This window comes from Dorea sp. AM13-35 (genome assembly GCF_003473885.1).
Classification (GTDB): domain Bacteria; phylum Bacillota; class Clostridia; order Lachnospirales; family Lachnospiraceae; genus Dorea_D; species Dorea_D hominis.
This window is the reverse complement of record NZ_QUCZ01000001.1, coordinates 230,408-248,208: the sequence shown is the minus strand read 5'-3', so window position 1 is coordinate 248,208 and position 17,801 is coordinate 230,408. Positions and strand designations below refer to the sequence as shown.

Sequence of the window (17,801 nt, the reverse complement as noted above, 5' to 3'; positions counted from 1 at the left end):
CCTCCTACTGTTTTTTCAGAAGCTTACCGATTCCAACAAAACGACTGTCCGTCTTATTTTTTCCGAGAACACGGTTCACTTCTTTTTCATAATCGAAGAATTTCTTAAAGTTTGCATATACCGGCCGCAGTTTGTCTTTTCCGGCTTTCTTCTTCGCCTTCGCTTTGAAGTTAAGAAATGCCTGTAAATGCAGCCGATACTCTTCATCCACTCTTCTTAGTTCAACGGATTTCATTAACAGGTTGTATTCGGGAATCGTCAGTTTATTTACTTCCTCGAAGCTTTTCATGCCCAGATAGCGAAAACAGTTTAATGCGATCTCCTTATACTTTTCTCCAAAATCTTCTAATTCTGCATCTCGGCTTCCGCCAGTTCCTTCTCCACCTGTTCCACAAGGAATTTCGTTGCTTTCTTCGTAACATTGGCTCCTAATAAAAAATCCTTCACCTTGTCAAACAGTTCATCGATATCTGTATCCGGATCTTCCACATAGCCTTCCAGAGCCGCCGGTGTGATTCGCGGATTCTGCCCCTTGTTCGCTGTGTTCAAAATCATTACAAGTGCTTCCACGTCACCACCGAGCATCTCTGCCGCATAATAATTGAATCCAACGTCCTTTTTCATGCCCGGAACTTCTTTCACCGGAACTGCGATCATTTTATTCATATCTCTTAAAAAGCCAATACCAAACTTAAACTCATATGTCTGCCCATTGATTACTAATTCTTCCATTGTCTTACTCCTTTCGCGAAAAATGAGGATACCGCAATGTGTATCCTCATGTATATTATCTTACTCATGCATATTACTCGTATATATTACGGACCTGTCTTCTGGGTATCTGCAAATACATAATTTGCAAGCTCCTGCTGTTCCTTCGTAACTGTCGCATAACCAGCTTCGCCTTTTCCGTTACATCCGAATGTAAGTGAAACTTCTACATTGTCTTCTGCATTGGATGTATATTCCAGTTCTGTAAGATACCCCTGGAAATATTTTGCTTTGAATTTTTCTGCATCTGAAGATGTTCCTTTTTCAAGCAAATTCACTTCCCAGATCTCCAGAAGTTCATCGTTGTCCAGCGCCTCTTCCAGCTTATCAATGGTTGTATCCCCTTTTGCCAGAATACTGGTCGCAGTGATTTCAACTTCCAGTGCGCCCGGTGTACGGATCGTTCCATCTTTTGTGGCAGTTGTATCTGCATCCTTGGACTTGGTACGTCCGTTTTCTGTCGTAAATGCGATTCCTTTCGCACTCTCTGTTGCCGCTTCTTTTAACAGACGGTATAAGTAAATGATTTTTTTACCCTGTACCGCCTCTGTGTTACTTTCTGAAAATACCTGCAATCCCTGCATTTCTTTCCTTCTCATTTTCATCATCCTTTCATGAAAAACTAAATTCAAACTCCAGCACACCGTGCAAGAGTGCCTGTTTCGTAGTGGTGTCCGGAAGGATCCTCTGTTCAGCAAGCTTTACTGACCAGCTAAAGTTCCGTGTGTGTTCTAAGCTCCGGCACAACTCTTTTATACTCAGCATGATCTGAGAGACCGTACCGCGCTTCCTTGGATTGTCGTGCCAAACATGGACCGTCTGACTCACCTTCCCGATGATCGCGCCCTTAGTGTCCTGATCAGACTGCATTGTTGAGCCGATGTACACGAATGGATATGCCGTACCTTCCGGCGGGAGAAACGTGTCATACACACCAATCTCCGTATTTTTATATTTTTCTTTCAGCGCAATCAGCAGTGCGCTGAATATTTCCTGCTGCGGATCCATTCTCTCACCTCACCAGTTCATTTAAATCTTTGACAAATTTCTTCTTCTGCTCATCGTAAGCGGGCTTCAGATAAGGCTGTGCTTCCATGAATCGTGTGCCGTATTCAACGTAAGCTGCGTAATCTGCCGTAGGCTCTACTTCCGCAGTCAGACCTCCGTCTGTAATATCCAGTTCAACGCTTCGCTTCAATGTTCCTCCCACGTATCCCGGTATTCCGGTACTTTGTGGAGTTCCCACTGGCGCATTCTCTTGTGCTTTGGTCTGCAGATCTGCGCCGTTCTTTCTTACGACTGTTCGCACTGCTCCAAGATTCATATTCCGTTTAAGCTTTGCCTCCAGCTTGTCAAAGCCGTCTATCCTTACTCCTGCCACTACAATACCTCCGATACGACAAAAGACTGCTTCGTCCGCAGTCTTCTGCTCATGTCAACTGTATAAATCTTCTTTCCAATCCGTATCCTGTCAAACGGATCATGGTAATGATTCTGCAGGTGGACTGTCAGGCTTCCCTGTTTCAGTCCACCGTACACTAACTGCATTGTCTCAGCTCCGGTATCCATCACAGATGCAATCTGTTCAACCTCATCAACGTGTCCGTCTTCATAATCGCCGGTATCCGGATTGTAATCTCCGGATCTGATTGTCTGCATATAAATAGGTGTATCATATCTCACAGAAACCTCACCTTGCCTTTCGTTATCTCTTTCTGGCTGTCCAGATATGAACGAATATCATCCATATATCCGGCAAAATCATTATCAGACCAGGAAAGGCTTTCTCCCTCTACGGTATGAGAAGAAAGCCCTTCTGATCCAATCCGGTTGAATCGTATGATTGCGACATCCAGAATGATATAATTCAGTTCTTCAGGAGGTTCGATCCCGCCAAGCAAAAGTTTCAGCCGGCTCTTTGCTGCATCTAAAATCAACTGCAGCTTTTTGTCCTGGCTTACATCTTCTTCCGGCAGACCGAGCAATGCTTTCAGATTATCCAGCATAGCCTGTCCCTCCAATCTTTACTCGCCTACGTTCACAACTGCATCCCCGGAACGGACTGCCTTGTAATTTTGATCACATTCAACCAGAGTGATGTGATGAGAGGCAGTTGACGCGATCTCAGATTCGCCATCCCATTTAGTCCAGTTCTTCACATCCATTCCGCAAGTTACATTTGTAGCAGATGCCGCATCCTTATATTTCCAGCTATTTCTCGGAGACATCAACTGTTCTTTCACAGACAGCTTTGTCAGTCCTGCTCCTGAACCGGCTTCTGATGTTACATCCAGCGTTCCTAATGTCTGTGTATCAGAGCTACCGACTGAAATATAAGCAATTGCATCCAGATATTCACAGAAAAGACGTAAGCCCATGATTGCAAAGTTATCAGAAATCATACGTCCGTAAGTGCCCTCTGTATGGAATCCGATAAAGCCTGTCTCCGCATCCGTTGTAAATGCAAGGCCGGCTCTTGCGAACTCTGAATCTCCCGGATCAACATAGTATGCAGCAAGGTTGTTGAGCGGTGTCGCAACTACAACATTCTGCGGAATCTCAGATGTAATAAACACAACGTCTGCTCCAAGGAAATCTGTCATATACTTAAATCCAAACGCTGTCTGCAGAGTGATGTCAGCAGCTCCAAGGTATTTATACACATCCAGCGTATTTACCCATACAGCAACACCAGTAGCTGTTCTTTTCATCTCCTGGAACTTCGCCACTACTTTACCGATAGCCATAGCAACAGCCATCTGCCAAGCTGTTTCATGTCCGGTTAAGGATCCCGCCTTTAACTGAGTGTAAAATTTGCTTGTAACTACATTCTGCAGATCAGATTTAAACTCTTCATCTGTATCCTGTACAGCTGCCTCGTATCCCTTTTCAGCGATTGCTTCCAAAGAAACACCCTTTCTGTACTTCTCGATCTTAATTGTATCGAACACAGTTTCCTCTACTTTGTACTGAGACATTGGGATCTCTTCTCCCTCTCCTACGTCTCCGGATTTCAATTCGCCTTTTACGGTCTTCGTTTTTAACGCAGAGCCATTTTCTTTCTTAATCATTCTGGTAATACCAATCACATCCAGTAATGCCTGCAGATTCTTACCAAAAGAAGTAACAAAATCAATCTCTCTTGCCCTCACCTGGATCTGCGCTTCACCTGTCATACCATCCGGCGCTGTAAACACCTGTAATCCTAATTTTCTAATATCATGCATATTTTACACACTCCTTTTACTGAAATAACTCCAGATTCTCAGCGATCAGTCTCTGTCTCTCTGTCGGATTCTTGACCGCTAATATCTGTTCCTTTGTCATTGTTCCTTTTCCTCCGGTTCCGGTCCTTGGTGGATTTCCCTTTAAAGCCTCTTTCACAGCAGCCTGTACTGCGCCTTTGTACATCTTGGAAAATGCTTCAACCGCTTTCTTTGTGCCATCTGCATCTTCTGCAACAAGATTTACCAGAAGCTCATCTGGAATATTGATTTCTTCTTCTGCCAGCATTTTACGCGCTGTTTTCGCCATGTCCGATCTGGCATTCTGACGTTTCAGCTCTTCCAGTTCTTTTTCAAGTTTGCTCGCCTTATATTCCGCTTTCTCTTCTTTGGTCATCTGCGCCAGCTTCTCTGCCTCTGACAGCTTATCATCCGTCAATGCCTTCCACTTTGCCTGCGCATTGGTCACTGCGGTATTCACTGCCTTCTGGACTCTCCGGTCAAACTCTGCCTGATTGCCTTCCCCTTTTAAAAAGTCATCAAATGTTACTGTTCCATCTGCACCGTTGCTTCTTGTTCCGGCTCCGCCATCGTCTCCATCACCTTCCGCAAACAACTGTAGATTCGCCATTGGAATTCTCCAACCGGCATACACATTGTTCATATGTTTCATAATTCGTCCTTTCCTCGCCCCGTTCCATTCTTTGTCGCCCAGACCGTTGCATATCGAATAATTGTAGTTTAACGACATCCCGGTCACATTAAGTTACATGATCCGGACATAATCCGGAAACTCATTGGCAATCATGCAGATCCCAATGAAAAAGGAATCCACCAGAGTCTTTGCTTTCTCTGACAGATTCCCATGCTGTATATCAACCCATCCGGGCGATATTTCATATTTTATTTTATCTTCGGTTAAATCCTTGATGGACTTGATCAGTGTTCGTGCCAAAGCTGTAACTCCGGCGCAGATTATATCCTGCCCGTATGCTGCATAATTTGCATGACCGGATATCGTTATTTCATCCTTGCGGACGGTTACTTCAATCAAATGCATCCATCCCTTCTGAAAAATGAGTATAAAAATAACACGCCTTTCGCGTGCTATTTTTCCTAGGCAGTAAATGTAACCACCGTCTTGCCGTTGCTATTTTTTACTACCAACGTCCCTTTTGAAATAATATCCATTCCTATAACAAAATCAACATCGTGATTTTCCAAAGGAAAACCTGCAATTTTTACATTTCTAAAGACCATTTCAGGAGTCAGAACAATATCAACAATGTAATATGTGATATCCTGTTTTCCTGTTGTACTGACACCTACACCCGTATCGACTGGACGCAAGCCAAGTTTTCTTGCCATTCGTTCAGAGATACACGAACTCGATGCTCCAGTATCCCACAAAGCTTTATTAATCCGAAAGCCTTCTGCTCCATCTGTGCATTCCCGGATGTCTAAGGATGTGATCAGTCGGTTTACAATCCCGTCATGGCGGTTTGTAATGGCACCGTCTGCATACGCTTGTGTGCTTTCAGCCTCAGCTTCTGGTCTGCTTTCGCATGTGTCCAGCAAACCTACGTATACGTTTTGCTTCATCTGTCTTTCCTCCATCGCGTTCTTAAGTAAATGGGATCATGCTAGATCACTGCCTTTTGTTCTGCAAACAACTGATTATCTGTCAGAGCCACTACGCCACTCCCATCTCTTGCTTTGGGAAGATAGGTTGTTGCGACCTTTATTTCTACAGATTGTTGCGGCTTAAGAGAAATAGTAATATCCACTCCCGTTTCAAACTCATAATCCCCTGCAATTTCTTCGGCATTATCAATCAATGATTGTCCACAACTTTTTATCGCCTCTACCCATGTTTCTTGTGTTTTGGGATTTGTTTTCATAGCTTTACCCCCTGAAATGCACATAGAAATACCACCGGTCTCATTTTGACTGGTGGTATTTATTTCCATTCATTTATCATATTCATAATACAAGCATTGTTCCCGTTATACTTCTCTGCTCCCAAAATATCAAGAGCCGCTCTCACAACGTAATTCATTGGAACGTTTAATAAGCAAATTTTATCATCCTTATGTCCTTTTACAGCATTAATAAAACGCTCGTCAGTTATTCTCTTATCGATGCCTGAAAGTATCGCTTGCATTGCAATGCCCGGTGTATCACTTTTCGCATCTTCAATAATTCTTTCGATAAAATTATTGTTCATATTTCTCGACCTCTTCATCACGAAGTTTTTCTAATCTTTTTACAATATCATTATACCCCAGCTCTTTTGCGAAGTCAATTTCTACTTGATACGCTTGCCTTTCTCTGTCTGCACACTTTGCAGGATTCTGAAATATTCTAAATCCTAAGTATCCATCTGCGCGGTCATCGCAGAAATGTTTATATTCATGCATCCACGCACTTATACTTGCGCCTTCTTCAACATTGATATTTCCTACTTTTCCAGCAGAAAGTCCAGGAAAGTATCCCATCGCACCCGCTCGCCTTGTTATATCGACTCCGCTTCGCTCCATATCTTCTTTCATTTCTCTTAACTCCTGCGGATGGGATTTTTCTGCCGCTCCGATATATTCCCTTATCGGATCATCCTTTGTATAAAATGCTTTCTCATATGAATCTGTATTTGCAACTGGGCTTCTCTGCTTCCACTCTTCAAAGCTCATCCCATGCTCTTTATATGTCTCAATCCATTCCTCATACTCTTCACTGTCCATATACGCCGCCACAGAACATCTACAGTTCGGATGCATCGGCGGAGCGTTCTCGCCTGGCATCATCTTATCGATATCGAAGTGCTTCTCATCCAATGCACGGCACGCTTCACAGGCTGTTCCGATCGCCAGAAATGTATACTGCGCAAATCCATTCCGGATAAACGACTGTTTTTGCGCTTCTGTCTGCACTCTTGCGAGTTCTGTCACCATAAGCCGATTGGCATTATAGGCGCTGACTCCGAAACGTTTCTGCAGATGTCTTGCAAGCTCTGTTGGATGCTTCCCCTGAATCAGTCCTGTTTTTAAAAGACTGTCCAGCTCTGCTTTGAGCATGCCTTGATACATCCAGATACGATCTGAATACGTGGCATTTTTGAACGATGCATTTACGACCGCATGTGCTGCCTTTTCATTATTCTGCACCGTTCTTCCTAAGATTCCCGACTGTCTTTTGAACTCATCCATTGTTCGATTCGTGAGCTTTTCTTCAAAATATTTCTGCAGTTCATCAAACCCTGCCACCAGCTCCAAACCGATATTTGCTTTCAGAAGTTCCAACCGGTTAATCTTCATCGTCGCGTTGTAAAGCCGCATCTCATCATTTGCCTGCTTGGAGAAATCCTTTGTTTTGACGTACCTTGCGGCTTTTCGTCCGTATTCCTCGATATCAAGCTTTGATACTTTTCGCTTTGCCTCTGACAAGGTTATTCCTTCTGCCCTTGCATACTTCGCATAGAATCCGTTGATTTCCTTCTGGATCTGATCCAGCATATATTTGTATGTATCATTGATCGCCTTCTCATATTCCGCTTCGGATTTCCTGCTGGCTTTCAGGTTCTCTTCTTCCCGCTTTCGCCAGTAATCGCTACTCTTCGGCACTTCCATCACCGTCACTTCCATCGGCAAACATCTGTGATACAATCGGATCTGTCTTTAACTCTTCCTGTTCCGAATTGATTTTGTCTATCTCATCCTGCGCATTATCTACGATGGACAGAACACTAAGCTGCGTCTCCTGACTGACAATTCCTTCCAGACTTTTTGCGATTTCTGCTTCTTCCTGCAGGTTCGCCGGGAAGTTCGGCGTAAAATGCGGATGTATCTTTACCCAGTCATCTTTCTTCATGCCAGACACGGGATTCGAGAAAATCAAGCGATATCTGCGGTTCATGCCGGATGTAAACTTTCTCTCCTTTGTCTTTTCCAGATTGCTCATTCCCTGCAACTTATATTTCATTGCAATGCCGGAGCTTGTCCCGAAATTTTCATCTGAGATATTTGCTACCATACTGATCTGAAATATCAGCTTCTCCAACCGGTCAATCAAATGCTCCTGCGTTGTATCACCGTTCGGCTTCTGCAGGAAGTCCACGATCAGCTTCTCTGTATCGCCATCGAAGTTAATGATCCGGTCATCCCTTATATGCTTCACATCGTCATTGTCCAGTTTAGAACCAAGTACTTTCAAATAAGCATCCGCAAAGTAATCTACATCATTTGCTTTTTCGCTGATTGCTTTATTGTACGCATCGATCATCGTAAGCACCGGCTCAAAGATGCCGATACGCTCTTTATTTTCCGAATACTCTGTAGCGGGTACACCGTCGAATCCATGTATCTTGCTTTCTTCTTCCCAGATAAGTTTTCCTTTCATGACAAACCAGCGCACTTCTGTTTCATCCGATACGCTGCCGTGTAAGACCTGGTCAGAATCTATATACAGGCGGACAAAGAACCGCTCCCGCTGCAGAACGGAATCATCATAAATCATAAACGCATCCATTGGAGGTAAATACGTGATACCAATATTTCCAAGCTCGTCCACATAGTACATCTCGTACCCTCTGCCATAAATGCTGCATATCTTGGAAAGTTCTGCATTGTTATCGTCTTGATCATTGTACTGATCCACGAACTCAATATACTTCTGGACATCCTCATTTCCATCTTCTACCTGCAACTTAATCGGATGTCCGATAAAGAACCCATTCATTGTATCTACCATATATTTCGCAAAATTCACGGCAATACGGTTGTCCGGCTTCCATTTCGGCTTAATCGGCTCATGGAATATCGGATAATCTGTCTCATATGCATCTTTTAATCTTTGATAGCGGAAAGAACACTCTGCACTGTGCTTCGTTATGAACTCTGTTAGTTTATTGTCTGTCAGTTCTTCCGTTGCCGGTAATCTATATAAGCTGTACACCTATATGCCTCCTTTCACATTCCGGTTCAATCTTGGTCGTACTTTACGCTCTTCCTCAATGGAGTAACGCAACATCGCCATTGCATCATCAAAAAATGGAACTGGCTCTTCCAGATAAGTATTGGTCTTCTCATCCTTCTTCCACTTCCATTGCTGAATTTCCTTTATGGTATTTACACAGGATGGATGGATGTGAATCCTGTGCTGTTTTAAATAATCAATCTGTGCATGGACACTGTTCGTCTCTTTATTGACACCCCTTGCCCGGTATCCGGCTTTCTGCCACATCTTGATTCGGTCCGGCTCGGCGGAGTCGCACCACATCCGGAGCTTCTTGCTGAATTTGCCTTCTGCTTCTCTGATAATCTCGTCTGTATCCATTTCATACACATACAATTCCCGGCACAGAAACAGTTCTCCGTCTTTAAAGCCAACCTCGCCAATGCAATCCGCATGGTTGAATCCGAAGTCCTGTGCATTAACCATGTAATCGAATCTTTCCGGGGAACGGTCAAATTCTTCTACAACATAATTCTTAAGAATCAGTCCGGCAACTTCGCCCCACTCACCAAGACCATAGACTCTGTATCCTTCTGGGTCTACTTCCTTGCGTCGGAGCATACGTCTGTGGTATGCTTCATCGATAAAACGGTTATTCTCATAGGTGGACTGATGCGTCAGTACATCCGGATCGGCACGATCAAAGAACACTTTCTTGATCCAGTGATGCGCCGATACCGGATTGAATGTCAACCGGATCTGATAGAACTGCCCTTCCGGAAGCTCGCCTCTGAGTCGGTCGTCTATGATCTCAAAATCTGACTGCGTAATCTCTGTTGCTTCTTCTATCCAGACATCCGTAAGCTTTCCTCGCTTGAACGTGATTGATTTTAGCTTTTCTCTCTGCTTCTCATCATTGACGCCTCGGAATATGATCTGATTGTGATTGCTCTTACATTCCAGGATCATGTTGGAGCTGTTAATATACCAGTACTTCTTGTGGTGATCGCCGAACATACGAAAAATAGCACTCTGCAATTCCGCAAAAGTGCTATCTCTATTCGTTACATCAGCTTTTCGAACACACAAAAGATTACGTCCCGGATCATTCATCAAACGAATGATATAATTCTGTGCCGTGTCCATGCTCTTTCCAGATCCGGCAGAACCTTTCATCACGATGTACCGTTTTTTACTGCGGTCAACCTCTTTAAAGCATGGATTAGCTTGAATATTTATTTTCACAGGCAATCAGCTTCTTTAAAGGCTTTGAAAAGTTTCGGTGACTGAATAGCAATCCAGTCTGTAATCTCCTCGTTCCGTCCCCAGCTTTCGGCACCGCCACTGTTATTCCATAATCCAGACTCGTACAGAAACGCGTGAATAATTTCATGCCTGAGTACCTTCTTCTTGTACTCTTTCAAATTCCTTAAAGAGTTTCTACTGGATTCTAACTTCGCGATCCTAATCTGATGAATACTCTGATCCATACATCCATCACAACCCTCTGGAAGTTTTTCATCTGGCGCATCAAAATATATCGTATATAACGTTCCTAAAATATTAACTTTCTTCATTGTCATTATCTCCATAATCAATCGTGATGTTCAAATCCATATCAACATCCGTCTCGACTTTATCCGTAAACAGTGCATATCGTTTTCCAAGCAGCTCTGCAGCTTTATTTAAATCACTTACCTTTGTTGGTACCCGAACCAGCTGTGGTACTTCTTTCTCGATAATCACCTTTTTGCCATTCTCGTCATATCTGCTACTACGCTCTTTGCAGGTAACGACCACTGTATCCATCTCCTGCCGGCGCAAAACTCTGGTCAGCGTTTGAAGCACTTCATCCTGCTTCGCAACCAAAGCATCCTCTTTTTCTTCCAATCTTTTTTCGATGTATTCCCGAATCCGAGTATTTCCGAGTAATTTTCTTGCCGCTGCATCCGCAGAACTATTTTTCTTGCAATTAGGATATGCTTCTCTGTAAGCCCGGGTGGCATTACAATCGATCAGATATTCATCACAAAATCTTTTCTGCTTTTCAGTCACTCAGACTCACCTCCACTTCTGGTTTATTCTTAATGGATCATACAGGAATCGAACCTGTGGCATTTCGCTTATGAGGCGAATGTTCTACCATTGAACTAATGATCCTGGGTATTTATTGCATACAAAAAGAGACTCATTGCTGAGTCCCTTCTGGCAATGTCCGGATTTCAACCGGAGCCTCCTCTATCAAGGCGTACTCACCCTATACTACTTGCCCTTTTTATTGTACCATGCTTTCTTAACTCTCTCAACCATTTGCTTTTCCTCTGTTGTCAAATTTGCAGCCCCTTTTGCACTATCTTTTTCGTTATGTAAATATCCATGATGTGTATGTGGTTTCATATTTTTGTGTGAATGCTGCAGGTCAATTTGTTTATTTCGTTTGTTGGCTTTATCATAATATGTTATAGCCGACAAATTATCTCTATTGTCTACGGTGACATACACTCTTCCTTTCGTCATAGTTTCCATTGGCGTCTTTGCAGACTTTGAATCATTATATCTGACATATTTAATATTTCCAGTTGTATATAGCGCGGTGTATTCTGTTCCATATGCTTTCCCTTTTACGCTCTTCCCGCTTGCCGATCCTCTACCACCCATCGCACTTCGCCTCACTGAATTTTTCCTGAAATGCTTTGACTCTAATAATGTTTCCTTTGCACTCTTCCGGTACGTTGCCGTAAAAGATAATGCTTTCCGGCTCTAACCGCCTGATCATCTCCTTGTATCCTTTCAGGAATAACTCTTTATCAATTTTATCTTTCTGTGTTCCAACGCTGGATATCGCAACTGTCCCATGCGTCGGCTCTCCGTCAAAGCACCATTCATACGAATCCGGTGTACTCCATGCGATTGTCGGGATGACATTAATTCCATGCATCTGCATATATGCTCCAATCCAGTGTTTCCGATAATGGTTGTAAATCTGTAATGTCTTTGGAAAATCAGTGTAAACGCTGAAATCTGGCGTCAGTACATACTGATATTCTCTAAGCATAGGCATATACCTGTCTGGATCATTCCACAATCTGGTAAATTGATAATCATCCACGAAGAAATGAATGCTTTTATCTTCTCTCTTCTTGCAGGAGGCAGCATAGTTAAATGGGATAAACTTTGTATTTCCAGAAAATTCAACCGGCTCGATTGTAGGTATGTCATATTCTCCCACGCCTAAAAAATCTGCTCTTTCAATGTTTTCCCATCGTTTTACCATAACCCCACCTCCTGATTTTTTTGCATTAGAAAAGCACCCCGAAGGGTGCCCTATGTTAAATATTATCTTTCTCTTCAATAACAACAATATATTTCTTTTTATTTCCTTCTTTCTGATTTATTGTGTAGTTTTCGTCATTCCAATACAGCAATGTTTTTTTATATCCATATAAAATAATTTGCAACGTAATTACAATTGCAAACACACATACGCCACAGATAAACGCTATTTCTATATTTTTTTTGGTATTTGAAAATAATAAAAAAATCAACGGAATGTAAAATCCCGTTAAAATATTATTAATGGTTTCTCCTTGATATAAATATTTTTCTATTTCCTTTCTATCTTTCCCTTTTTGTCTTCTTTTGGCTACACAGAATACAAAACAGCAACATACAATCGTTATTATCAAGAGCCCTGGCTTTACTTTTAACAAATGCGTTATGCACTTCAAAAATATCCCTCCTTAAATCACCTAAACATCTATAATGATATCCTATTTCTCGACATTACGCAACGAAAAAGACACCTGGCATCACCAAGTGTCCTCTCTCGGTTTTATTAGGTTGTGGGGAAACTAATCGAATGATTTAATATCTGTTCATCAATTCCAGTATAAGGATAACAAACTTGCATACTAAACTTCAATAAACTAACACAAATAAAGATAAATTATGTTGGCAACTTTAAATGTGCCAGCGCTCTTCCATGCAATTTATGTACCCACTGCTCACTATAATCCATTTTCTCTGCAATCTCCCAGAATCTTAAGCCTTTCACATATCGGTAAAACAACACGTCGTTCTCATCCTCGTTCTTTATCTCCTTAATCTGCTTTTCGATAGAAACATAAGATTCAACACAACTTTCCTTTTCTGCCCCAAGTTTTTCTACCAACGAATCAATCCTTGCCAGCTCATCAGATAGATCCTTCTGGTTTCCGTTTCCATGCGGCATGCCCGAATAATCAATTGCCTTCACCGATGCAGCTAATTCTTTCAGTTCAATAATTTCATCATCAATACGGTTGATACGTCTTCTACTGGTTCTGTATCCTCTCAGATATTCTTTCTTCCGGTTATTCTCATTCTTGACATTGTTTTCTTCCAGTCTCTGCTCCACCGGCAACAACCTCCTTATTTACATTTACTCCTATCTTCCGCAGGTAGTCCGTCACCGTATAGCTCTGGTACGGCTTCCTGTGAAATTCTATGCTTGCTTTCTCATCCGGCGGATGTTCTGCCAGCATGTCTCTGTGATTCTGGTTATCCAGTCTCACTTCTTTTCTGTCTCTGCCTCTTCTGCGTTTCAATTATTTATCAGCTCCTTTATACGGATCCGGTAGTGGCATCCATGCGATAACTTCACTATTTAATAATCCTAAATCTCCATACCATTCTTCTTCATCTGTCAATACCAATGGTCTTATGAATTGCTCGTCAGAAAATCTTTTTCCGTGTTGAGCTAATACCGTTACATAATGTTCTGGCAACCGCTCACTGCATGGAATCCACTGACCAAGCCTGTCCTTTTCCTCAGCATCTTCCAGTCTTGCTAACTTCTCCATAGCTTCTGCCAGTTTGTTCTTGTCTTTAATCACTGCTTTTCCAGCATGATATTCTGTGTATCGCATTTCTAAATCTTCTCTTGCTATTCCTGTTAATTTCATAATTCGTGCTCTTCTTTCCATTTCTTCTCACTGAATTCATCCGGTTCCATGTATGTATTTCCGTCACATTCGACAACTCCACGTCCGTATCTGTAAGCACATGACCTACAGAGCGGTCGGAATGCAACGAGTCCTTTATTTTTTCCTTTAGAAAATCGGAATGTTGCCGTGTATGGCATAACCTTGATTCCTGGAACATGAGATTTCATATCCCGTCCACAACACCAACATTTATACTCACGTCTATTCAATTCATGGATTTCTTTACTGTAATCTTTTAAAATTCCACCATACCGAAAAGGCTTATCTGTCAGTGTATTCTTCCCTTTCATACGATTTCTCCTTTTCTTCATCAGTTCCAGGATGCTTCCGGTTCAGCTTCAACCTCAACATCATCATCGTACATATCCATAATATCTGTGATATCGCAGAACGCTCGATCTAACCTCATTATGAAAATGTCAAATTCATCCACATGACTTAATGAATTGATGTCGAGTTCACTTTTAAATCTTACAATACTAAATCTATTGCTTTTTGATTCATACAAATGGATTACTTTTGTCAGTTTCTCATCCTCTTCACACTTAAAAACCAAATCACAAAATCTTCCTCCGAACATGCTAGTTCTTATATCCACAGTCACTTCCGCTGTCACATTCTGATACGCCGGTCTATCATCTGTATAAATTTCAAGTTCGGATGTATCAATATTCTTGCTAACATATTCCTTATATTTCTCAAATACATCTTCCAAACTGATTACATCTTTATCCGGCTCTGTCATAAGGCTTTTGAAGTTTCCTAAGATTTCCTTGTTGTCAACTAAATTCGTACTATTGATAATTTCTGCGAGAACTGCATCAAGTTTTACCACATAATCCTCCAAACTAACTCTTTCGATTGCCGGTGTCATTACTTCTTTTACTTTCTCGTCAATAACCTTTCTTGCATCACCATTCCATCTGAACTGTTCTTCGATACTACTTTTCAATGCTTTAGTCACGGCATCAGATACAAGCTCTTCAACTGTTCCGTCATTCAATTTTTCTGTTACTGCTTTCGCTATTCTTTCTTCAAATGTACTCATAATTCGTTCCTTTCTCCTTAAAAATGCGTAAAAAAATACCAACCACCGAATATTGATGGTTGGTAAGTAATTAAAACATTTTATCAATTTCTTCGTTCGTTATTATTGTCTCTACTCTGTCTTCCAGATTGCTATATGGAGTCAATATATCATTTTTATAAATCACCTTCGATACGATTATTGACATTCCCTTTTCTACTCCAATGATAACAGCTGTGCTTACTATCACAAACAAAAGAATGTAGATTTTACATTCCCCGTTTATACTTCCAAATACAGATAAAATATACCCAATCGCAATGAACAAAAAAGCCATTCTATTATCATAAATTTTTTGAGCACATATTTGTACCCTTTCTTTGTCTAATGTCGCCATATTATTTCCATCGCGCTTAGCAACATTACTGCCTGGGAAGTACTCTTCGATTATTCTTTCTCTTGTCCTTCCCAAATATTTTATAATGAGTAAAACAGCTCCGGCTACTTGAAAAGCCAAGGATAAGACATAGGTAATTACCTCTGCTTTCAATAATTCGCACTCAAACATATAATTTCTATTTCCTCCCCGTATATTTGATACGGAAATTATACCATTCCAACCATCAATATTCAATTGTCAAGGTTCGACACTATTCTACATTTCTATCTTCTTTTCTTTCTCCTCCCAGTATTCAACTATATATTCTTTCTTCCCCTTCGCATTACCTGGAATCGTCCTGTATCCGATCTTAACCGTATATCCCGCCTTCACCAGTAGCCTTGCGATCATCAACCGTTCTTCTTCATTTAAGCCAACCGTCCCGCCACGGACATTATGTATTATCGCCATCGTTTTCTCCTTCCTCTGGAATCAGTTCCGGAAAATCAAATATCGTCATTTGTCCCTCAATATTTTCAGCTTTTCTTTTTTCTTCTTCCATTCGTTTCTTTTTGTATTCGTTGTATTTCATTCGATACTCATAACTCTTTCCGAAGATATTCCATGCTGCCTTTACTACATTCGGCTCATACTTTCGAATCTTTTCAAGATCTTCTACTGCCTTATATGATATTGGACATCCGCAGCATCCTGTTCTGGTCAATCCATATACTTCATATGCATCCGAATATTTTATTTTGTAATACTCCTTATACCATGCCTTATCCTTATCGGATACATAGTAGAGCGGTCTCAACCGATACTGACCATCTGCAGTTTCCGTGAAACAAAGAGCCGTATTATCTTTTCTCGGTACCGATCTCATTCCGCCTTCATCTCTACGCTCTCCGGTTATAATCATCTCATAGCCCTTTTGCACATCATGAGCAAGCTTTTTCTTGCAATAGTAACAACATGTCGCGCTTATCATGAAGTCCGGCGGATATTCGCTAATGAAGTCTCGCATATATTTTGACGAATTGATCACCAACTGTATATTTGGTCTTGGTTCCCCTACAGAATTGCAACAACAAAGAAAATTAATCAGGCTCTCACATTTTGGATATCTTGCTTTTAACTCTTTTCTCTTCGCCGCTTTATCTTCTGCCTGATCGTATTCATCCGCTATAGACAGCGGCACACCCTTCTTTTGCCATTCTGACAAGCCTCCAGACATAATCTTCGACACAAATGGGATTCCATATGTTCTTGATGCCCGGACAATATTAATCTTCGGTCTTCTCTCCTCAATCTTCGCCTCATACTTTTCCGCAACATATTTCACATGATCTTTTGTTGCTTTCATTTCCAAACCTGTATTAAAAAATACATATTTGATTGGCGGCAGTCCAAATATCGATCTAGTCCGCTCAATCAAGTCAATCATAATGTCACTGTCTGATCCGCCAGAATATGAACATATAGCATTTGGATGTTCTCTTAATCTTTTAGCGATAATGCTTTTAATTGCTTCAAACTTTGCCGGCGAATCAAAATCCGCATAATCTGGTCTGTCTGTATAAACTTTACTTACTCCGCTTTTCATTTTCTCAAAAGGAGCCGATGCATCATTACTCCGGCCGGAGCTCCGTCTCCTTTCTGAAATTTACTTTTCTCTTTTTATCATTCTGTGTCTTTTCTTACTCCCAGTAGATCTTTCTCCAATTGCTTCATGTCATAACTACGTTCATGTGCATTGCTGAATCTGGTACTCTTCTTTCCTGTTTTCTTATTACCCTTGTCCTGATTTAGCGGAAATAGACCACTCCATCCATTCATGATCGACTGATCGATAATTGCTATCTGTTCTTCCACATCATCGGACATTTTCCGCAATTTTCCTACTGCAAGCTGTATTGCGCGATCAGTTAACGGTTTCTTGATCTGCTTCCGAAAACAAATATACTCAAAAAAAGCTGTATCAAGGCGCGAGTCGCCCGTATATGATTCGGATTCTGTATTCGGATTCGTATTCGGATTGGATTGGATTACGGGAACATTTGCTTGCATTTGATTACTTGTGTTTACATCTGCATACATATGTTTGCAACTGTTGTCAGATGTAATATCGTTCCCTTCTTCCGGACTTGGATATCTACTCTTCTTTGCACGAATGTTCTGATGCGACTGCCAAGCTGGTAACTGAAGGTACGGTTTTTCTTCTACCTCGTAGTGTCGCACCAAGCCAACCGACACCAACTTATTGAGAGCATCTTCTATATTCTTATTCGTTACATTCTTGAGCGGAAAACAGGTCCCTTTTATAATCGCTACCCTTCCATCAAATCTTCCATAATCATCACAACTTACTATCAACCGGTAAAACAGAACTTCTTCGAACCAACTGAGCTCATTAATGCTGTCGCTCGTCCTGATCGACTCTTTTAATATTCTGTTTGGCACGT

The 17,801-nt window shown here is 41.5% G+C and carries 30 protein-coding genes and 1 tRNA gene; all 31 read right to left on the bottom strand.

Annotated elements, in window-relative coordinates:
* Nucleotides 1-4 precede the first annotated feature (4 nt).
* On the bottom strand, nt 5-289 hold the full coding sequence (locus tag DW152_RS01230; RefSeq protein ID WP_199537843.1) for a hypothetical protein: 285 nt from the start codon (nt 287-289) through the stop codon (nt 5-7).
* Nucleotides 290-345: 56 nt separating this feature from the next.
* The gene (locus tag DW152_RS01225) at nt 346-732 is read right to left on the bottom strand and encodes a tail assembly chaperone (protein WP_117538361.1); all 387 of its coding nucleotides are present in this window, start codon (nt 730-732) and stop codon (nt 346-348) included.
* A gap of 86 nt (nt 733-818) precedes the next feature.
* Nucleotides 819-1,370, bottom strand: a complete 552-nt coding sequence (locus tag DW152_RS01220; RefSeq protein ID WP_118287810.1) for a phage major tail protein, TP901-1 family — start codon at nt 1,368-1,370, stop codon at nt 819-821.
* Nucleotides 1,371-1,383: 13 nt separating this feature from the next.
* Nucleotides 1,384-1,779, bottom strand: a complete 396-nt coding sequence (locus DW152_RS01215; RefSeq protein WP_118287809.1) for a DUF3168 domain-containing protein — start codon at nt 1,777-1,779, stop codon at nt 1,384-1,386.
* Nucleotides 1,780-1,783: 4 nt separating this feature from the next.
* Nucleotides 1,784-2,152, bottom strand: coding sequence for an HK97-gp10 family putative phage morphogenesis protein (locus DW152_RS01210; protein WP_118287808.1), 369 nt, complete (start codon nt 2,150-2,152; stop codon nt 1,784-1,786).
* Complete coding sequence (locus DW152_RS01205; RefSeq protein WP_118287807.1) at nt 2,152-2,454, bottom strand: hypothetical protein; 303 nt, start codon at nt 2,452-2,454, stop codon at nt 2,152-2,154. The genes DW152_RS01210 and DW152_RS01205 overlap by 1 nt, the downstream gene beginning before the upstream one ends.
* Complete coding sequence (locus DW152_RS01200; RefSeq protein ID WP_118287806.1) at nt 2,451-2,777, bottom strand: phage head-tail connector protein; 327 nt, start codon at nt 2,775-2,777, stop codon at nt 2,451-2,453. Before DW152_RS01200 ends, DW152_RS01205 begins: the two co-directional genes overlap by 4 nt.
* An 18-nt stretch (nt 2,778-2,795) precedes the next feature.
* Nucleotides 2,796-3,998 carry a hypothetical protein gene (locus tag DW152_RS01195; protein WP_243059738.1) on the bottom strand — a complete coding sequence of 401 codons (1,203 nt, stop codon included), beginning with the start codon at nt 3,996-3,998 and terminating at the stop codon, nt 2,796-2,798.
* A gap of 16 nt (nt 3,999-4,014) precedes the next feature.
* On the bottom strand, nt 4,015-4,668 hold the full coding sequence (locus tag DW152_RS01190; RefSeq protein ID WP_158549927.1) for a DUF4355 domain-containing protein: 654 nt from the start codon (nt 4,666-4,668) through the stop codon (nt 4,015-4,017).
* 93 nt (nt 4,669-4,761) lie between these two features.
* Complete coding sequence (locus DW152_RS01185; RefSeq protein WP_242992992.1) at nt 4,762-5,055, bottom strand: ribosomal-processing cysteine protease Prp; 294 nt, start codon at nt 5,053-5,055, stop codon at nt 4,762-4,764.
* A gap of 56 nt (nt 5,056-5,111) precedes the next feature.
* Complete coding sequence (locus DW152_RS01180; RefSeq protein WP_158549928.1) at nt 5,112-5,597, bottom strand: retropepsin-like aspartic protease; 486 nt, start codon at nt 5,595-5,597, stop codon at nt 5,112-5,114.
* A 41-nt stretch (nt 5,598-5,638) separates the two neighbouring features.
* Entirely contained in the window at nt 5,639-5,896 is a 258-nt protein-coding gene (locus tag DW152_RS01175) for a hypothetical protein (RefSeq protein ID WP_118287805.1), read from the bottom strand.
* Nucleotides 5,897-5,955: 59 nt separating this feature from the next.
* A complete protein-coding gene (locus tag DW152_RS01170) occupies nt 5,956-6,222 on the bottom strand; it encodes a hypothetical protein (protein ID WP_117538369.1) in 267 nt (88 codons plus the stop codon).
* Nucleotides 6,212-7,636, bottom strand: a complete 1,425-nt coding sequence (locus DW152_RS01165; RefSeq protein ID WP_199537844.1) for a minor capsid protein — start codon at nt 7,634-7,636, stop codon at nt 6,212-6,214. Before DW152_RS01165 ends, DW152_RS01170 begins: the two co-directional genes overlap by 11 nt.
* Nucleotides 7,602-8,945, bottom strand: coding sequence for a phage portal protein (locus DW152_RS01160; protein ID WP_199537845.1), 1,344 nt, complete (start codon nt 8,943-8,945; stop codon nt 7,602-7,604). The genes DW152_RS01165 and DW152_RS01160 overlap by 35 nt, the downstream gene beginning before the upstream one ends.
* Nucleotides 8,946-10,190, bottom strand: a complete 1,245-nt coding sequence (locus tag DW152_RS01155; RefSeq protein WP_118287804.1) for a PBSX family phage terminase large subunit — start codon at nt 10,188-10,190, stop codon at nt 8,946-8,948.
* Nucleotides 10,187-10,522, bottom strand: a complete 336-nt coding sequence (locus DW152_RS01150; RefSeq protein ID WP_226976426.1) for a hypothetical protein — start codon at nt 10,520-10,522, stop codon at nt 10,187-10,189. The genes DW152_RS01155 and DW152_RS01150 overlap by 4 nt, the downstream gene beginning before the upstream one ends.
* Nucleotides 10,509-11,000 (bottom strand): terminase small subunit, encoded by a 492-nt coding sequence (locus tag DW152_RS01145; RefSeq protein WP_118287803.1) that lies wholly within the window; start codon nt 10,998-11,000, stop codon nt 10,509-10,511. Before DW152_RS01145 ends, DW152_RS01150 begins: the two co-directional genes overlap by 14 nt.
* 33 nt (nt 11,001-11,033) lie before the next feature.
* Nucleotides 11,034-11,105: transfer RNA gene (locus DW152_RS01140), tRNA-Met, on the bottom strand.
* 102 nt (nt 11,106-11,207) lie between these two features.
* On the bottom strand, nt 11,208-11,603 hold the full coding sequence (locus tag DW152_RS01135) for a hypothetical protein (RefSeq protein ID WP_118287802.1): 396 nt from the start codon (nt 11,601-11,603) through the stop codon (nt 11,208-11,210).
* Nucleotides 11,593-12,219, bottom strand: coding sequence for a DUF4417 domain-containing protein (locus tag DW152_RS01130; protein ID WP_118287801.1), 627 nt, complete (start codon nt 12,217-12,219; stop codon nt 11,593-11,595). Before DW152_RS01130 ends, DW152_RS01135 begins: the two co-directional genes overlap by 11 nt.
* Nucleotides 12,220-12,274: 55 nt before the next feature.
* The gene (locus DW152_RS01125) at nt 12,275-12,673 is read right to left on the bottom strand and encodes a hypothetical protein (protein WP_118287800.1); all 399 of its coding nucleotides are present in this window, start codon (nt 12,671-12,673) and stop codon (nt 12,275-12,277) included.
* Nucleotides 12,674-12,891: 218 nt separating this feature from the next.
* Nucleotides 12,892-13,341: a sigma factor-like helix-turn-helix DNA-binding protein gene (locus DW152_RS01120; RefSeq protein ID WP_118287799.1), complete on the bottom strand. Its 450-nt coding sequence runs from the start codon at nt 13,339-13,341 to the stop codon at nt 12,892-12,894.
* Nucleotides 13,304-13,531, bottom strand: a complete 228-nt coding sequence (locus DW152_RS01115) for a hypothetical protein (protein WP_118287798.1) — start codon at nt 13,529-13,531, stop codon at nt 13,304-13,306. The genes DW152_RS01120 and DW152_RS01115 overlap by 38 nt, the downstream gene beginning before the upstream one ends.
* Nucleotides 13,532-13,888 (bottom strand): DUF551 domain-containing protein, encoded by a 357-nt coding sequence (locus DW152_RS01110; protein ID WP_158570012.1) that lies wholly within the window; start codon nt 13,886-13,888, stop codon nt 13,532-13,534.
* Complete coding sequence (locus tag DW152_RS01105) at nt 13,885-14,220, bottom strand: hypothetical protein (RefSeq protein ID WP_118287796.1); 336 nt, start codon at nt 14,218-14,220, stop codon at nt 13,885-13,887. The genes DW152_RS01110 and DW152_RS01105 overlap by 4 nt, the downstream gene beginning before the upstream one ends.
* Before the next feature lie 20 nt (nt 14,221-14,240).
* Nucleotides 14,241-14,978 carry a hypothetical protein gene (locus tag DW152_RS01100; RefSeq protein WP_118287795.1) on the bottom strand — a complete coding sequence of 246 codons (738 nt, stop codon included), beginning with the start codon at nt 14,976-14,978 and terminating at the stop codon, nt 14,241-14,243.
* A 70-nt stretch (nt 14,979-15,048) separates the two neighbouring features.
* On the bottom strand, nt 15,049-15,525 hold the full coding sequence (locus DW152_RS01095) for a hypothetical protein (protein ID WP_118287794.1): 477 nt from the start codon (nt 15,523-15,525) through the stop codon (nt 15,049-15,051).
* Between the two features lie 87 nt (nt 15,526-15,612).
* Nucleotides 15,613-15,807, bottom strand: a complete 195-nt coding sequence (locus tag DW152_RS01090; RefSeq protein WP_118287793.1) for a hypothetical protein — start codon at nt 15,805-15,807, stop codon at nt 15,613-15,615.
* Nucleotides 15,791-16,942: a phosphoadenosine phosphosulfate reductase domain-containing protein gene (locus DW152_RS01085; protein WP_118287792.1), complete on the bottom strand. Its 1,152-nt coding sequence runs from the start codon at nt 16,940-16,942 to the stop codon at nt 15,791-15,793. The genes DW152_RS01090 and DW152_RS01085 overlap by 17 nt, the downstream gene beginning before the upstream one ends.
* A gap of 77 nt (nt 16,943-17,019) precedes the next feature.
* A complete protein-coding gene (locus tag DW152_RS01080) occupies nt 17,020-17,799 on the bottom strand; it encodes a transcriptional regulator (protein WP_118287791.1) in 780 nt (259 codons plus the stop codon).
* Nucleotides 17,800-17,801 lie beyond the last annotated feature (2 nt).

Bases quoted from the DNA above. Each gene is read 5' to 3' on its own strand.
- DW152_RS01230 (WP_199537843.1), bottom strand. From the start codon at position 289: ATGAAAAGCTTCGAGGAAGTAAATAAACTGACGATTCCCGAATACAAC.
- DW152_RS01225 (WP_117538361.1), bottom strand. From the start codon at position 732: ATGGAAGAATTAGTAATCAATGGGCAGACATATGAGTTTAAGTTTGGT.
- DW152_RS01220 (WP_118287810.1), bottom strand. From the start codon at position 1,370: ATGAGAAGGAAAGAAATGCAGGGATTGCAGGTATTTTCAGAAAGTAAC.
- DW152_RS01215 (WP_118287809.1), bottom strand. From the start codon at position 1,779: ATGGATCCGCAGCAGGAAATATTCAGCGCACTGCTGATTGCGCTGAAA.
- DW152_RS01200 (WP_118287806.1), bottom strand. From the start codon at position 2,777: ATGCTGGATAATCTGAAAGCATTGCTCGGTCTGCCGGAAGAAGATGTA.
- DW152_RS01195 (WP_243059738.1), bottom strand. From the start codon at position 3,998: ATGCATGATATTAGAAAATTAGGATTACAGGTGTTTACAGCGCCGGAT.
- DW152_RS01190 (WP_158549927.1), bottom strand. From the start codon at position 4,668: ATGAAACATATGAACAATGTGTATGCCGGTTGGAGAATTCCAATGGCG.
- DW152_RS01185 (WP_242992992.1), bottom strand. From the start codon at position 5,055: ATGCATTTGATTGAAGTAACCGTCCGCAAGGATGAAATAACGATATCC.
- DW152_RS01180 (WP_158549928.1), bottom strand. From the start codon at position 5,597: ATGAAGCAAAACGTATACGTAGGTTTGCTGGACACATGCGAAAGCAGA.
- DW152_RS01175 (WP_118287805.1), bottom strand. From the start codon at position 5,896: ATGAAAACAAATCCCAAAACACAAGAAACATGGGTAGAGGCGATAAAA.
- DW152_RS01170 (WP_117538369.1), bottom strand. From the start codon at position 6,222: ATGAACAATAATTTTATCGAAAGAATTATTGAAGATGCGAAAAGTGAT.
- DW152_RS01165 (WP_199537844.1), bottom strand. From the start codon at position 7,636: ATGGAAGTGACGGTGATGGAAGTGCCGAAGAGTAGCGATTACTGGCGA.
- DW152_RS01150 (WP_226976426.1), bottom strand. From the start codon at position 10,522: ATGAAGAAAGTTAATATTTTAGGAACGTTATATACGATATATTTTGAT.
- DW152_RS01135 (WP_118287802.1), bottom strand. From the start codon at position 11,603: ATGGGTGGTAGAGGATCGGCAAGCGGGAAGAGCGTAAAAGGGAAAGCA.
- DW152_RS01130 (WP_118287801.1), bottom strand. From the start codon at position 12,219: ATGGTAAAACGATGGGAAAACATTGAAAGAGCAGATTTTTTAGGCGTG.
- DW152_RS01110 (WP_158570012.1), bottom strand. From the start codon at position 13,888: ATGAAATTAACAGGAATAGCAAGAGAAGATTTAGAAATGCGATACACA.
- DW152_RS01105 (WP_118287796.1), bottom strand. From the start codon at position 14,220: ATGAAAGGGAAGAATACACTGACAGATAAGCCTTTTCGGTATGGTGGA.
- DW152_RS01100 (WP_118287795.1), bottom strand. From the start codon at position 14,978: ATGAGTACATTTGAAGAAAGAATAGCGAAAGCAGTAACAGAAAAATTG.
- DW152_RS01095 (WP_118287794.1), bottom strand. From the start codon at position 15,525: ATGTTTGAGTGCGAATTATTGAAAGCAGAGGTAATTACCTATGTCTTA.
- DW152_RS01090 (WP_118287793.1), bottom strand. From the start codon at position 15,807: ATGGCGATAATACATAATGTCCGTGGCGGGACGGTTGGCTTAAATGAA.
- DW152_RS01085 (WP_118287792.1), bottom strand. From the start codon at position 16,942: ATGAAAAGCGGAGTAAGTAAAGTTTATACAGACAGACCAGATTATGCG.